The following is a 15,284-nucleotide window of genomic DNA, read 5'->3' on the forward strand; positions in this document are numbered from 1 at the left end:
GAAGCACATGAGCATCAGAGCTGAAGAAATTAGCGCACTGATAAAGCAACAAATCGAGAACTATCAGTCTGAAATCGAAGTTAGTGATGTTGGTACAGTTATCCAAGTCGGTGACGGTATTGCGCGTGCTCATGGTCTTGATAACGTTATGGCTGGTGAACTTGTAGAGTTCTCTAACGGCGTTATGGGACTAGCACAAAACTTAGAGGAAAACAACGTAGGTATCATTATTTTAGGACCTTACACAGAAATCCGTGAAGGTGACGAAGTTCGTCGTACTGGTCGCATCATGCAAGTACCAGTAGGAAAAGAACTAATCGGTCGTGTTGTAAACCCATTAGGTCAACCAGTTGATGGTTTAGGCCCAATCAATACAACAAACACTCGTCCAATCGAAAGTCCAGCACCAGGTGTAATGGATCGTAAATCTGTTCATGAACCACTTCAAACAGGTATTAAAGCGATCGATGCTCTTGTACCAATTGGCCGTGGTCAACGTGAGTTAATCATCGGTGACCGTCAAACAGGTAAAACAGCAGTTGCACTTGATACGATCATTAACCAAAAAGATGAAGATATGATTTGTATCTATGTAGCTATCGGACAAAAAGAATCAACAGTACGTAACGTAGTAGAAACACTACGTAAGCACGGTGCATTAGATTACACAATCGTTGTAACTGCATCAGCTTCTCAACCAGCTCCATTATTATACCTAGCTCCTTACGCTGGTGTAACAATGGGTGAAGAGTTCATGTACAATGGTAAACACGTATTAGTAGTATATGATGACTTATCAAAACAAGCAGCGGCTTACCGTGAGCTTTCATTACTATTACGTCGTCCTCCAGGTCGTGAAGCATATCCAGGGGATGTATTCTACTTACATTCTCGCTTATTAGAGCGTGCAGCAAAATTAAGTGATGCAAGAGGCGGCGGTTCTTTAACTGCACTACCTTTCATCGAAACACAAGCAGGGGACGTATCAGCTTACATCCCAACAAACGTAATTTCTATTACGGATGGACAAATCTTCTTACAATCTGACCTATTCTTCTCTGGCGTACGTCCAGCAATCGATGCGGGTACTTCTGTATCTCGTGTAGGTGGATCAGCTCAGATTAAAGCGATGAGTAAAGTATCAGGTACACTTCGTCTTGACCTTGCATCTTATCGTGAGTTAGAAGCGTTCGCTCAGTTCGGTTCTGACCTTGATAAAGCAACACAAGCGAAATTAAACCGTGGTGCTCGTACAGTTGAGGTATTAAAACAAGGATTACACAAACCGTTACGTGTAGAGAAACAAGTTATCATTCTTTACGCTTTAACACGTGGATTCCTAGATGATATCCCAGTAGTAGATATCACTCGTTTCGAAGAAGAATTCCATGCTTGGTTAGATTCAAATGCAACTGACTTATTAAGCGAAATTCGCACAACTAAGAAACTTGCGGATGACGACAAATTTGCAGCAGCTATTAATGGATTTAAAAAAGTATTCGTAGCTTCTGAGTAATAAATAAAAGCGGAAGCGGCTCGTTCAGGCTGCTGAAGCTAGATAATATATAAAGGCATCTCAGCTTTTGAGATTGCTGACGGTTATGTAAAGGAAAAGAGTAGGTGCACCTATTCTTTTCCTTCAATCATGAGCAAGAATATCTTGCAACGTAGATTAGGAAGAGGATTCTTACTAATCGTGCCAACTTCCGGAAAAAAGGTGGTGAAAACCTGTGGCATCTTTACGCGATATAAAAGCGAAGATTAACTCGACAAAGAAAACGAGTCAAATTACGAAAGCGATGGAGATGGTATCTGCATCTAAGTTAAACCGTGCAGAACAAAATGCTAAATCTTTCGTTCCGTATATGGAAAAGATTCAAGAAGTAGTAGCGAGCATTGCGCAAGGAAGTAAAGGGATTAATCATCCAATGCTAAATGCGCGTCCTGTAAAGCGTACAGGGTACATCGTTATTACATCTGATCGCGGACTAGCAGGTGGTTATAACAGTAACGTATTACGTACAGTAAGTAACGTAATTCGTGAACGTCATAATATGGATTCAAACCAATATTCAATTATTGTGCTTGGACGACTAGGACGTGATTATTTAAAACGTCGCGGCTTTAACATCATTGATGAAGTAGTTGGATTATCTGACCACCCATCATTTACTGATATTAAAGATATTGCTTCTCGAGCAATTGCGATGTTCGCAGATGGTGCTTATGATGAGCTGTATATTTACTACAATCATTATGTAAGTAAAATTTCACAAGAAGTAACGGAAAATAAAATTTTACCGCTTACGGATGTGGCGTCTGATAAACCGACGACAGCTTATGAATTCGAACCTTCTGAAGAAGAAATTTTAAAAGTATTATTGCCACAATACGCAGAAAGCTTAGTGTACGGTGCATTACTAGACGGTAAAGCAAGTGAGCACGCGGCGCGTATGACAGCAATGAAGAGTGCTACAGACAACGCAATGGAAGTTATCGATTCACTTACACTTTCATTCAACCGTGCGCGTCAAGCAGCGATTACGCAAGAAATTACGGAAATCGTTGGTGGAGTAGCAGCGTTAGAATAGTATTAAAAAGCGTAGGTGGCTTGCTCAGAAGGGGAGGGCATTGGAACTCCTGACAAAGAGGCGTTCTTTGCCTCGTAGGAAGGGGTGAAATGACCGATCCTTCTAGCCACCGGAGCTAGATTCAATAAAAAGCGGAAGCGGCTCGTCCAGAACAGGAGGGCATTGGAGCTCCTGACGAAGAGGCGCTTTTGGCCTCGTAGGAAGGCGCGAAATGACCGACTGTTCTAGCCGCTGGAACTAGATTCAATAAAAAGCGGAAGCGGCTCGTCCAGAACAGGAGAGTCGCGTAAGCTATAAACTAATAAAAATTAAAAGCCGACTTCTCTTAGAAAGCTGGCTAATTAAAAGAAAGCTAGGAGGGAACCCGATGAATAAAGGGCGCGTTACGCAAATCATGGGTCCGGTTGTAGACGTTAAGTTTGATGGCGGAAAGCTACCAGAAATCTACAACGCCCTTACGGTAAAACAAAGCAACGAAAACGGAGCAAGCATTAACTTAACATTTGAAGTTGCACTTCATTTAGGTGATGACACAGTTCGTACAGTTGCAATGTCTTCCACAGATGGACTTGTTCGTGGCACAGAAGTAGAAGATACTGGTAAAGCAATCTCTGTACCAGTTGGTGATGTAACACTTGGTCGTGTATTTAACGTATTAGGTGATGCAATTGACTTAGATGGTGATGTTCCTGCGGATGTACGTCGTGATCCAATTCACCGTCAAGCGCCTGCATTCGAAGAGTTATCTACTAAAGTAGAAATTCTTGAAACTGGTATTAAAGTAGTAGACTTACTTGCTCCTTACATTAAGGGTGGTAAGATCGGTCTATTCGGTGGTGCCGGCGTAGGTAAAACAGTATTAATTCAGGAATTAATTAACAACATCGCACAAGAGCACGGTGGTATCTCTGTATTCGCTGGTGTAGGTGAGCGTACTCGTGAAGGTAACGACTTATACCACGAAATGAGCGATTCTGGCGTAATTAAGAAAACTGCGATGGTATTCGGACAAATGAACGAGCCACCTGGAGCACGTCAACGTGTTGCATTAACAGGTTTAACAATGGCTGAACATTTCCGTGATGAGCAAGGACAAGACGTACTATTGTTCATCGATAACATCTTCCGTTTCACGCAAGCGGGTTCTGAAGTATCTGCCCTTCTTGGTCGTATGCCATCTGCGGTAGGTTACCAGCCAACACTTGCAACAGAAATGGGTCAATTACAAGAGCGTATTACATCTACAAATAAAGGATCTATCACGTCTATCCAAGCGGTATACGTACCAGCCGATGACTATACGGATCCAGCGCCAGCTACAACGTTCGCTCACTTAGATGCAACAACAAACTTAGAGCGTCGTTTAACACAAATGGGTATTTACCCAGCCGTAGATCCATTAGCATCTACATCTCGTGCGCTTTCTCCAGAAATCGTAGGAGAAGAGCATTATGGAGTAGCTCGTCAAGTACAGCAAACTTTACAGCGTTATAAAGAGCTTCAAGATATCATCGCTATCTTAGGTATGGATGAGTTATCTGAAGAAGATAAGTTAGTTGTACATCGTGCTCGTCGTATTCAATTCTTCTTATCACAAAACTTCCACGTAGCTGAACAGTTTACAGGTCAAAAAGGTTCTTACGTACCTGTAAAAAATACAGTTAGTGGTTTCAAAGAAATTCTAGAAGGAAAATATGATGACCTTCCAGAAGATGCGTTCCGTCTTGTTGGTAGCATTGAAGAAGTTATTGAAAACGCGAAGAAAATGATGGCGTAAGGCCTTAGGAGGGACGAATTATGAAGACATTTCCAGTCAGTATTGTAACTCCTGATGGACCGGTTTACGAAAAAGAAGTAGAAATGGTAAGCGTAAAAGCAGAGAGTGGGGAAATGGGGATCTTACCAGGTCACATTCCAACTGTTGCACCTTTAAAAATTAGTGCGGTCCGTCTGAAAAATGGTGGGCACACTGATTATGTAGCAGTAAGCGGTGGCTTTATCGAAGTTCGTCCAGATAAAGTAACTGTGTTATCATCATCTGCTGAAGAAGCAAACCATATCGATATCCATCGTGCAAATGAATCGAAACGTCGCGCTGAGCAACGTATGCAAGATAAACAAGCGCATGTTGACTTTAGACGTGCAGAAATGGCCTTGCAGCGTGCTGTGAACCGTTTAAACGTTTCTGATATGAAGTAAAAAAATCCGTAAGGGCTCTTGCCTTTACGGATTTTTTGTTATGGATATAAATAAAAAGAGGAAAAAAATGCCTCTCTTTAGGTAGGAGAGAGCATCTAGCCGTGCATAGAAGCGGTCAGAGCCTTTTTTTGCCCCATGCCAAGTGAAAATCAAGAAATAAAAAGAACTGCAGGTTCGTTTTTTGTTATGCATAGATGTGTTTTATTTAAATGTCGAAACTGAAACTCAATTTAATAGATAGAATAAACTGACAAAATTGGTATAATTATATTGTTGTTTGTATAAGTAGAAAATATATAACAATTTATATTTCATAAAGGAGATGAACAAATGATCGGTGAAATGAAACGAGAAGCATTGTACTCTTTAAAGGGAAAATGGGGACTAGGTGTTGGATCAACGATTTTACATATTATTTTAAGTTATGTTGTTTCAATGGCTGCAATGCTTATACTTTTAATTCCAGGAATTATTATATTTTTCTTAGTTGTTGGTTTAGCGGGTTCAATTGAAGAGGAAGCGATATCAGTCGGGGCAGGTATTACATTTGGAATTTTTTATTGCATAATGATCATTTTGAGTAATGCATCTTATGGTATTACATCATACGGTTATACGAATGTGTTGCTACAAATTAGTAAACGAGAAGATGCTAGAGTAGATTATTTATTTGAAGGATTTCGTGGCTTTAAAAGAATGATGAAAACAATGTGGGCTATGCTTGCGATTTTGGTATATACAGGTACGTGGATTCCGATGTTGTTACTAGGTGTATTCGCGTTTTTTGGTGAGGAAGGGAATGTATCGTTAACAATTGCTTTCTTTGTACTATTAGCTATTTCGATTGTTGTAATGATTGTGATGTATTTTTCCTATGCGATGACGTATTATGTTATGGTTGAAAATCCAGATTATAGCGTTTCACAGGCGATGAAAGAAAGTAAGAACTTTATGAAGGGACATAAACTAGATTTATTTCTTTTATGGCTTAGCTTCATAGGATGGGCTATTTTAGCAATTCTTACTCTTGGAATAGGATTTCTTTGGCTTAGTCCATATGTAGGTACAACGACAGCACATTTTTATCGCTATATTGCAAAAGGTGAATTGCAGTAGGAACATGCTATACTAATAGAATTATTACGTATTGGAGGCTAATTATGATTAGTGATTTAAAAGGAGAAGCACTAGATTCACTAGAAGGAAAATGGGGCTTAGCTGTTGGGGCAACATTACTTATTTCGATTCTTATTTCAGCTTTTAGTTTTAGTGTTGATTTCATTTTCTCTCAGGTTTGGGATTGGAAAGAAGTAGATAACTCACTTTCAGTAGATGTTATTACAATATTGATGGTAGGTCCATTAACGCTAGGTGGTTATTGTTTAGCACTATATATAATTCGTGAAAAAGAAGCGCGTATTGGGCATATATTCAGATGGTTTACGGAAGGAAGTAAGTTTATAAAGTCATTTTTATTATATATAGTAGTAAACATTTATATTTTCTTATGGTGCTTACTATTTATTATTCCGGGCATTATTAAATCATTTTCTTATGCGATGACGTATTTTATTATAAATGATCATCCTGAGTATTCAATAAATCAAGCTATTACAGAAAGTCGTCGTATGATGGCTGGACATAAGATGGAGTATTTCATTTTATGTTTAAGTTTTATTGGTTGGTTTATATTAAGTTGTATTACATTAGGGATTGGATTTTTATGGTTGATTCCATATTTTTATACAACGACAGCAGCTTTTTACGAAGAGATTGCAGAAGAATATTACGAAAAAAGAATTCCGACACTTTAAAAAACACCCAGTGTGAACTATTGGTTCATACTGGGTGTTTTTTGTAGAAATTTTATAAACTGTTTACTTGTTAGAGGTTTACTGAAATAGTAACCTTGCATGTATTTACAGTTGTTTTTTTGTAGAAACTTAAGCTGTTTTTCTGTTTCAATTCCTTCAGCAACGACAGAGAGATTTAAAGTATTTGCAAGGGAAAGGATAGTGGAAACGATGGCTCTTTCTTCAGGCCGATGATCGGCTAGTTGTGTAAATTCTTTTGGTACTTTTAATGTATCGATAGGGAAAATTGATAAATAAGCAAGAGAAGAGTAGCCGGTACCGAAGTCATCAATGGACGTTTGAATACCATATTCTTTTAATTGCTTTAGTCTCGATAATGTTTCTTTTTCATCAATCATCGCAATTCGTTCTGTTAGTTCAAGTGTTACATCTTTCGGGTCAATTTTAACGTCCTTTAGTATTTGTGAAATATTTTCGATTAATTGATTTTGTTGAAATTCTTTCGCTGATAAATTGACGCTCATTTTTAAGTTTGTGTATCCAAAACTTTGCCATATTTTTAGTTGACGACAAGACTCTCGTAGCACCCAATGCCCAAGTGGGATGACCTGCGGAGTCTCTTCCACAATTGGAATGAACTCACATGGTGAAATGTCACCTAATAGTGGATGTTTCCAACGGATTAAAGCTTCGGCACCGATGATTTTATTCGTTGTAATGTCAACTTGTGGTTGATAGACGAGAAAGAATTCTTTATTTACTAAAGCAAGTGGTAAATCTTTTTCAATTCGAGCTTTTCGCTCCATTTTTTTATATAACTCTTTCGTATAAAGTGAGCTACCATTCTTTCCTTTATTTTTGGTTTCGTACATGGCCATATCAGCATGTTGTAAAATAGATAACGGATCTTCGCCTGCTTCTGGGTATATTGCAATCCCGATACTTGGCGAGATTTGTAAATGTTGATTTTCAATTTCGAATGGCTCATTCATAGATAGTACAATCATATCAGCTATTTTTTGTACATCTCTATCTTCTTTATAATCTTCTATAAGAATTGTGAATTCATCCCCAGCTAACCGAGCAAGTTTCATATTTGACGTCGATATTCGTTCTAGTCTTTTTGCTACAGCAATTAAAAGAAGATCTCCTACCCGGTGACCGAGAGTATCGTTAATAACTTTAAAACGGTCTAAATCGAGAAACATAACAGCAAAAGGTCTTTTTGATATTTTTGCTCGTGCAATTGCCTTTTCTAACTGTTGATGAAATGAACGGCGATTCGCAAGTTCCGTTAAAGTATCGTGATATGCTAGGAAATTAATTTGCTCTTGTTGCTGCTTGCTTTCTGTAATATCTTTAATCATTAAATAGGCCCCAGAAATATGTTCCTTTAAAAAGATGGGAACAGCTGTAACATGTAAGTAGTAAATATCTCTATTTTTATGATATGCCCGTATTTCTAAAGAAATAGATTTCCCTTTTTTCACGTGATGAAAGGCAGTAATGATTTCTTCCAAATCTTGTTCATACATAAGTGAATAGTATGGTTGGTTTAATAATTCATTCGTTTGATAACCGAGTAAAGTAGTTCCAGCGTTGTTCACATTGAGAAAATTACCGTACAAATCTAATGTGAAAATTGGATCTGGATGATGCTCGTATAAAGATTTAAACATTTGTTGGTTATGATATAACTCATTTTTTTGTTCTACTAAATCTTCTGTACGTAGTTCGATTTGTTTCTCGAGTTCTAAGCTGAATTGCATTTGTGCTAGCAATAATATTTTATTTTGTCTTCGAACTAACGTATGGCGTATGAGAACGAAGGCGAAAGTTACCATAAGTCCAATTACTACGATAGGTGCAAAAACATTTTCGACCAATATAAAAACAATAAGCATCACGACAGAAATATACGGTAATGATAATCGGATTGATTCACCAAATTGAGGCGTTAGTAATATTTGTTCTTGTTTTTCGGGCTCTTTTGTGTGAAGTATACAAGCGATTGCTACCAATAATAAGGTTACTTGATAGAATGGAGCAACTGTGAACATAGAGTGCTCAGGCTGGAAGTATTTTATATAAGCATAAATAGAATCCGTAGTAGCATACAAAATTAAAGCACTGCCAAGAAGAGCACCAACTTGCTTTGGTAGTAAGGATAATGGTCTGAATAAAAGGTTGATTCCTATTAAAAGAAAGAGTAGATCAGCCATTGGATACGTGAGTTGAACAAATATGTCGATATATGATGTTGTAAAAATATGAATGGTTCTTTCAATAAGTAAATAGTAGCTTAAAGTAAATTGAGCAGTAACAATAATACAAATATCACATATCGTAAAAAGCTGTTCCAATAAATCTCGGCCATAAATAATTTCATATAGAAAGGCAAATGCAAAGCTAATTAAAAATAATAAGTAAAAAAAGTCTGATGGATCAACGAATGTATAGTAGTCATGCAGAATTAAGCGTTGATAAGCAACTACTATATCGCCGATGAAATAAGAGAAGGATCCGATAGTTAATGTTATCCAAAACAAACGAGATAACCCTTGTTTTATATTTGAAAAATGAAATATATAACTACAAATTGTAATATCAATTAATATGGTACTTATTCCAGTTAATATTTGAAATGGGAGTGCGTACTCATATAAAACGGACATTGATACGTAATGAATAGCTATATACAACAATGAAATGCTTATAAGAATACTTACATGTGTTTGTTTTTTCATTTATATCACCCACTGTATATACATAAGAACCACCTTTTCTTAGTTTATGTTTTTTAGGATTGCTTGAAAAACATATAGAATTTCTATATTTATTTTACACATTTATAATGAGTTGTAAAAATAGATTTGCTCAGCAAGTATTAATTGTTGTTTCTGTTCCCAATATATCGACATAGGAATTTGAAGTTTGCTATAATGAATTAAATAGTTGCATTATTTAGAAAAATTTAAAAATAATAAATAATGCAAGTAAGACATATTGTTTACTATGTGAACTTGTTCTTAATTCAGGGGGGAGGGTTTCACAATGGCAAGTGTATATGAAAATAGTTATATGATCGTTTTGATTTTCTTGCTATTAGGTATATTGCTGCCGGTAGTGGCTCTTACATTAGGGAAAATGCTGCGTCCAAACAAACCGAGTGCAGCGAAAGCGACGACGTATGAGAGTGGAATTGAGCCTTTTCATGATGCAAATATTCGGTTTCATGCTCGTTATTACATTTTCGCTTTATTGTTCGTCATCTTTGATGTAGAAACTTTATTTTTATACCCATGGGCTGTTGCATATGACAAGCTTGGTTTATTTGCACTGATTGAAATGCTCATTTTTGTTGTGATGTTGCTAGTCGGATTAGCGTATGCTTGGAAAAAGAAGGTGTTACAATGGTTATAAATTTTGAGGAATTACACCCACAGGAGCGAGCGGAATTAGAAAGGAATATCTTTTTTTCTACATTGGAACAGTTGAAGGGATGGGCGCGGAGCAACTCTTTATGGCCGATGACATTTGGACTGGCATGCTGTGCGATTGAAATGATGGGAGTAGGCTCATCACATTACGATTTAGATCGATTTGGATCATTTTTTCGGACTTCACCAAGACAATCGGACGTCATGATTGTGTCAGGAACGGTAACGAAGAAAATGGCACCTATTGTTCGGCGCCTATATGATCAAATGCCTGAACCGAAGTGGGTAATTGCGATGGGATCTTGTGCAACGGCCGGTGGTCCGTATGTGAATTCGTATGCTGTTGTGAAAGGTGTAGATCAAATTGTACCAGTTGATGTGTATATTCCTGGATGCCCTCCAAATCCTGCTGCTTTAATTTATGGAATTAATAAATTAAAAGAAAAAATTCGTTACGAGGCGAGGACCGGGAAGCAGGTGACGAATAAATGAGTGATCCAAATAAAGACTTAGAAAGTATGAAAAGAGAAGCAGCCCGTCATGCGAAAGAGGAAGCGCGAAAACGCCTTGCTGCGAAACATGGGGCGGAAATGTCTAAACTTGAAGGAGAACATCGAGAAAAAGAGAAAGCGCTACCAAAAGATAAGGGGATTAATGTAGAAGAAGCGAAGGCGAAAGCTGCAGCAGCCGCAAAAGCAAAAGCAGCGGTATTAGCGAAGCAGAAGCGAGAAGGATCAGAAGAAGTAACGGACGAAGAAAAAGCCAAAGCGAAGGCAAAGGCCGCAGCAGCCGCAAAAGCCAAAGCAGCGGTATTAGCGAAGCAGAAGCGAGAAGGATCAGAAGAAGTAACGGACGAAGAAAAAGCCAAAGCGAAGGCAAAGGCCGCAGCAGCTGCAAAAGCCAAAGCAGCGGTATTAGCGAAGCAAAAGCGAGAAGGATCAGAAGAAGTAACGGACGAAGAAAAAGCCAAAGCGAAGGCAAAGGCCGCAGCAGCCGCAAAAGCCAAAGCAGCGGTATTAGCGAAGCAGAAGCGAGAAGGATCAGAAGAAGTAACGGACGAAGAAAAAGCCAAAGCGAAGGCAAAGGCCGCAGCAGCCGCAAAAGCCAAAGCAGCGGTATTAGCGAAGCAGAAGCGAGAAGGATCAGAAGAAGTAACGGACGAAGAAAAAGCTAAAGCGAAGGCCGTAGCAGCTGCAAAAGCAAAAGCAAAAGCAGCAGCGTTAGCGAAGCAGAAAGCCTCACAAGGTGAGGGGGATTCTGGAGATGAGAAAGCAAAGGCAATTGCAGCCGCGAAAGCGAAAGCCGCTGCTGCGGCAAGGGCAAAGGGAGCTGTAAATAAGATAGAAGACGAACTGCAGCAGGAAGAACCATCAGTTAACCAACCATATTTAAATCGCTATGTGGAGGTTGTTAAGGAGAGGGTAGGAGAATATGCATTAGTAGATTCCTATATTAATAAGCTTTCAAAAGATGTTCCAACGCTTGTGGCGGAGCCTTCGAAATATTATGAAGTGATGGAGTTAATGCGATTGCATGAGGGACTTGCTTTTGATTATATGTCAGAGCTACATGCGACGGATTTTGTGACACATATGGAAGTATACGTTCATTTATTTTCATATGGAAAGAAACAGTCAGTAGCAGTGAAGGTAAAGCTGGATAGGGAAGCGCCGCAAGTAAAATCGGTGACGCCGCTTTGGAAAGGGGCAGATTGGCCGGAGCGTGAAGCGTATGATTTGCTCGGTATTGTATTTGAAGGTCATCCTAATTTATCTCGCATTTTAATGCCGGATGATTGGGTGGGGTATCCGCTTAGGAAGGATTATGAACCGTATGATGTGGAGGTGTAGCTTGTGATCCGTACGGAAGAGATGCTCTTAAATGTAGGGCCGCAGCATCCGAGTACACATGGTGTGTTTCGGCTTGTAATTAAGATTGACGGGGAAATTATTAAAGAGGCTACACCGGTTATCGGATATTTGCATCGCGGAACAGAAAAGATCGCTGAGAGCTTGCAATATACACAAATTATCCCGTATACAGATCGAATGGACTATTTATCAGCAATGACGAATAATTACGTCCTTTGCCACGCTGTAGAGACGATGATGGATCTTGAGATTCCAGAGCGTGCTGAATATTTACGGGTGCTTGCGATGGAGCTTGGGAGAGTTGCGAGTCATCTCGTCTGGTGGGGAACGAACCTGCTTGATATAGGAGCGGTTAGTCCATTTTTATATGCCTTTCGTGAACGAGAGATGATTATAAATTTATTAAGTGAATTGTGCGGTGCAAGGCTTACTTTCAACTATATGAGAGTCGGCGGCGTGAAGTGGGATGCGCCAGACGGCTGGATTGAAAAGGTGAAAGAGTTTGTTCCGTATATGAGAGAGCAATTGGCAGGTTACCACGACCTCGTTAGCGGAAATGAAATTTTCTTAAATCGTGTGAGGGGCGTTGGCGTATATAGCGCGGAAGAGGCGATCTCGTATTCTTTAAGCGGCGCAAATTTGCGGTGCACGGGAGTCCGCTTTGATCTTCGCAAAGATGAGCCGTATTCTATTTATGATCGTTTTGACTTTGATGTTCCTGTTGGGATCTCGGGAGATGCTTGGGATCGCTACGTTTGCCGGATGGAGGAAATTGAGGAGTCATTGAAAATTATTGAGCAAGCAGCCCAGCAGTTCCCGAAAGACGGCGCTGTGCTGGCGAAAGTGCCGAAAATTATTAAAGCACCTAAGGGAGAAGCGTTCGTCCGTATAGAGTCACCGCGGGGAGAGATTGGCTGTTATATTGCTAGTGATGGAAAGAAAGAGCCGTACCGCTTGAAATTTCGCAGACCGTCTTTTTATAATTTGCAAATCTTACCGAAGTTATTGAAAGGTGAAAACATCGCCAATTTAATTACGATTTTAGGTGGGGTTGATATTGTACTTGGGGAGGTTGACGGCTAATGATTGAGACGCTCTTACAATCACCTTCAAGCTGGACGAATTTCTTCATTTTTTTCGGATTAGCGGTGCTTCTATTATTTGCAGTCCTTGGCTTCGTTACATACGGTATTTTGGCAGAACGGAAAGTGATGGGATTTATGCAAGGGCGGATTGGACCAAACCAAGTTGGGGGCCGGTTCGGTTTACTCCAAACGGTAGCTGATGTTTTGAAATTATTATTAAAAGAAGATAGTATTCCGAAAGCTGCAGATAAACCGTTGTTTATATTAGCACCTGTTATTGCATTCGCACCAGCATTTATGGTGCTTGCGGTTATCCCGTTTACTGATAAATTTCAGTTCGCGGATATTGGTGTAGGATTGCTGTATTACATTGCTGTTTCTGGGATTACGACGATCGGCGTCGTAACTGGGGGATGGGCATCAAATAATAAATATTCCCTTTTAGGAGGGATGCGTGCGGCAGCGCAAATGATTTCTTATGAGATTCCACTTGTGATGAGTGTAATTGGCGTCGTTTTGTTAGCTGGTAGTCTTAACTTGAATGAAATTGTAGCGGCGCAGGAAAAGGTATGGTACATTTTCGCACAGCCAATCGGTTTCGTCATTTTCTTAATCGCTGCAGTTGCAGAGTTAAATAGGACACCGTTTGATTTACCCGAAGCGGAGTCAGAACTTGTTTCAGGATACCATACGGAATACTCAGGTTTTCGCTGGGCGTTTTTCATGCTTTCAGAGTATGTGTATTTCTTCGGGATGTCATCTTTAATTACAGTACTCTTTTTAGGAGGCTGGAATCCAGTTATGTTCCTTGGGTTTATTCCAGGAGCCGTATGGTTTGCTTTGAAATTCAGCAGTGTGGTCTTTCTATTGATTTGGTTCCGCGTTACGTTCCCGCGCATAAGAGGTGACCAGTTAATGGAGTTTGGCTGGAAAGTATTATTACCAATCGCACTTGCAAATATTTTCTTAACGGCATTGATTAAGGAGCTATTCTTCTAATCTATAAAGGGGGTGCCAGTAAGAGATGAAAGGACTATTTAAAGGGTTAAAATATACGCTTAGTAATTTGAGTAAGAAAAAGGTGACGTATGATTATCCAAATCAACCGTTGCCATTACCAGACCGATTTCGGGGTATTCAAAAGTTTTATCCAGAGAAATGTATTGTTTGTAATCAGTGTTCCAACATTTGTCCGACAGATTGCATTCAATTAACAGGAAAAAAACATCCTGATCCTACGAAAAAAGGGAAAATTATCGACACGTATGATATTAATTTTGAAATTTGTATTCTTTGCGATTTATGTACAGAAGTTTGCCCGACAGAGGCGATTGTAATGACAAATAACTTTGAACTTGCAGAGTATTCACGTGATGATTTATTTAAAAATTTGCAGTGGCTTGACGAGAACGACGAGAACATCAGGAAGGAGAATAAAGCATGAACGGCGAGTTTGTAGCTTTCTTTATATTATCCTTGTCTGCGATTATCGGCGGCGTTCTTATGCTGAATTTAACGAAAGTAATGCATATGATGCTGGCCCTTGTGCTTACGTTCCTTAGCATTGCGGGTTTGTACTTTCTCTTATCAGCCGAATTTATCGGAGTGGCACAAATTTTACTTTACTCTGGTGCAATCACTATTATTATGATTTTTGGCATTATGTTAACGAAACATAACGCGGAAAATGAATCGCGCCTTACTCTTCGAAAATGGATTATCTTCTTTGCGGTTGTAGCATTTGGAGCAGTTATGTATTTCGCTGTTAATAGTATCGATTTTTCAAATCAAAGCACACAAGGAAGTTTACCTCTCCATGAAAATAACACACTTCAAATCGGTACACTTCTCTATTCAAAATATATTATTCCATTCGAATTAACCTCAGTTATTTTACTTGTAGCACTTGTAGGAGCGATTATCCTTGCGAAGAAGGATGAGGGAGAGGAGGATTCCCATGAGTAGCGTTCCGGCTTCTGCGTATTTAACACTTGCGATTATTTTGTTTTGCATCGGCTTATTTGGAGCTTTAACAAAGCGAAATACAGTAATTGTACTAGTTTGTATCGAATTGATGTTAAACGCCGCCAATTTAAATCTAGTAGCGTTTAGTAAATTAGGCTTGTTTCCGAATTTAACAGGACAAATTTTTTCGCTGTTTACGATGTCTGTAGCGGCAGCGGAGGCAGCGGTAGGTCTTGCAATTTTGATTGCTTTGTACCGTAATCGCCCGACAGTTCATGTAGATGAGATGGATACGCTCAAAGGATAGCATTGTGACCGA

15 protein-coding genes are annotated in these 15,284 nt (G+C 39.2%); 14 read left to right on the forward strand and 1 reads right to left on the reverse strand.

The genetic code is table 11. The annotated features are described in order from the left end of the window. The first annotated feature begins 7 nt into the window (after positions 1-7). The 6 genes from atpA (at position 8) to JFU20_RS16085 (ending at position 6,604) form a co-directional block, all read left to right on the forward strand. Entirely contained in the window at positions 8-1,516 is a 1,509-nt protein-coding gene (gene atpA, locus JFU20_RS16060; protein WP_002016284.1) for a F0F1 ATP synthase subunit alpha, read from the forward strand. Positions 1,517-1,730: 214 nt separating this feature from the next. Then, a complete protein-coding gene (gene atpG, locus JFU20_RS16065) occupies positions 1,731-2,591 on the forward strand; it encodes a F0F1 ATP synthase subunit gamma (RefSeq protein WP_002016283.1) in 861 nt (286 codons plus the stop codon). 367 nt (positions 2,592-2,958) lie between these two features. Next, positions 2,959-4,368, forward strand: coding sequence for a F0F1 ATP synthase subunit beta (atpD, locus tag JFU20_RS16070; protein WP_002016281.1), 1,410 nt, complete (start codon positions 2,959-2,961; stop codon positions 4,366-4,368). A gap of 20 nt (positions 4,369-4,388) precedes the next feature. Next, positions 4,389-4,790, forward strand: a complete 402-nt coding sequence (gene atpC / locus JFU20_RS16075) for a F0F1 ATP synthase subunit epsilon (protein ID WP_002016279.1) — start codon at positions 4,389-4,391, stop codon at positions 4,788-4,790. A 330-nt stretch (positions 4,791-5,120) separates the two neighbouring features. After that, entirely contained in the window at positions 5,121-5,906 is a 786-nt protein-coding gene (locus tag JFU20_RS16080) for a DUF975 family protein (protein ID WP_201038732.1), read from the forward strand. Positions 5,907-5,950: 44 nt separating this feature from the next. Continuing rightward, positions 5,951-6,604: a DUF975 family protein gene (locus JFU20_RS16085; RefSeq protein ID WP_002016276.1), complete on the forward strand. Its 654-nt coding sequence runs from the start codon at positions 5,951-5,953 to the stop codon at positions 6,602-6,604. 17 nt (positions 6,605-6,621) lie between these two features. Here JFU20_RS16085 and JFU20_RS16090 read toward each other — a convergent pair whose 3' ends face one another. Next, complete coding sequence (locus tag JFU20_RS16090; RefSeq protein WP_201038733.1) at positions 6,622-9,351, reverse strand: EAL domain-containing protein; 2,730 nt, start codon at positions 9,349-9,351, stop codon at positions 6,622-6,624. A 307-nt stretch (positions 9,352-9,658) separates the two neighbouring features. On the opposite strand from JFU20_RS16090, the gene nuoA reads away from it, so the two are divergent. From nuoA to nuoK, 8 genes are read left to right on the forward strand one after another with little or no spacing between them, the layout of a single operon-like run. Next, positions 9,659-10,027, forward strand: coding sequence for an NADH-quinone oxidoreductase subunit NuoA (nuoA, locus tag JFU20_RS16095; RefSeq protein ID WP_000179270.1), 369 nt, complete (start codon positions 9,659-9,661; stop codon positions 10,025-10,027). Then, a complete protein-coding gene (gene nuoB / locus JFU20_RS16100) occupies positions 10,018-10,536 on the forward strand; it encodes an NADH-quinone oxidoreductase subunit NuoB (RefSeq protein ID WP_002089729.1) in 519 nt (172 codons plus the stop codon). Before nuoA ends, nuoB begins: the two co-directional genes overlap by 10 nt. Beyond that, a complete protein-coding gene (locus JFU20_RS16105; RefSeq protein WP_201038734.1) occupies positions 10,533-11,894 on the forward strand; it encodes an NADH-quinone oxidoreductase subunit C in 1,362 nt (453 codons plus the stop codon). Before nuoB ends, JFU20_RS16105 begins: the two co-directional genes overlap by 4 nt. 3 nt (positions 11,895-11,897) lie before the next feature. Next, positions 11,898-12,998 carry an NADH-quinone oxidoreductase subunit NuoD gene (gene nuoD / locus JFU20_RS16110; protein WP_201038735.1) on the forward strand — a complete coding sequence of 367 codons (1,101 nt, stop codon included), beginning with the start codon at positions 11,898-11,900 and terminating at the stop codon, positions 12,996-12,998. Continuing rightward, on the forward strand, positions 12,998-13,999 hold the full coding sequence (gene nuoH / locus JFU20_RS16115; RefSeq protein ID WP_002068471.1) for an NADH-quinone oxidoreductase subunit NuoH: 1,002 nt from the start codon (positions 12,998-13,000) through the stop codon (positions 13,997-13,999). The genes nuoD and nuoH overlap by 1 nt, the downstream gene beginning before the upstream one ends. A gap of 25 nt (positions 14,000-14,024) precedes the next feature. Next, positions 14,025-14,444, forward strand: a complete 420-nt coding sequence (nuoI, locus tag JFU20_RS16120; RefSeq protein WP_002016193.1) for an NADH-quinone oxidoreductase subunit NuoI — start codon at positions 14,025-14,027, stop codon at positions 14,442-14,444. Then, a complete protein-coding gene (locus JFU20_RS16125) occupies positions 14,441-14,965 on the forward strand; it encodes an NADH-quinone oxidoreductase subunit J (RefSeq protein WP_001012819.1) in 525 nt (174 codons plus the stop codon). Before nuoI ends, JFU20_RS16125 begins: the two co-directional genes overlap by 4 nt. Further along, positions 14,958-15,272 (forward strand): NADH-quinone oxidoreductase subunit NuoK, encoded by a 315-nt coding sequence (gene nuoK, locus JFU20_RS16130; RefSeq protein WP_000100081.1) that lies wholly within the window; start codon positions 14,958-14,960, stop codon positions 15,270-15,272. The genes JFU20_RS16125 and nuoK overlap by 8 nt, the downstream gene beginning before the upstream one ends. The last annotated feature ends 12 nt before the right edge of the window (positions 15,273-15,284 follow it).

This window comes from Bacillus sp. TH30 (genome assembly GCF_016650875.1).
GTDB classification, from domain to species: Bacteria; Bacillota; Bacilli; order Bacillales; family Bacillaceae_G; genus Bacillus_A; species Bacillus_A mycoides.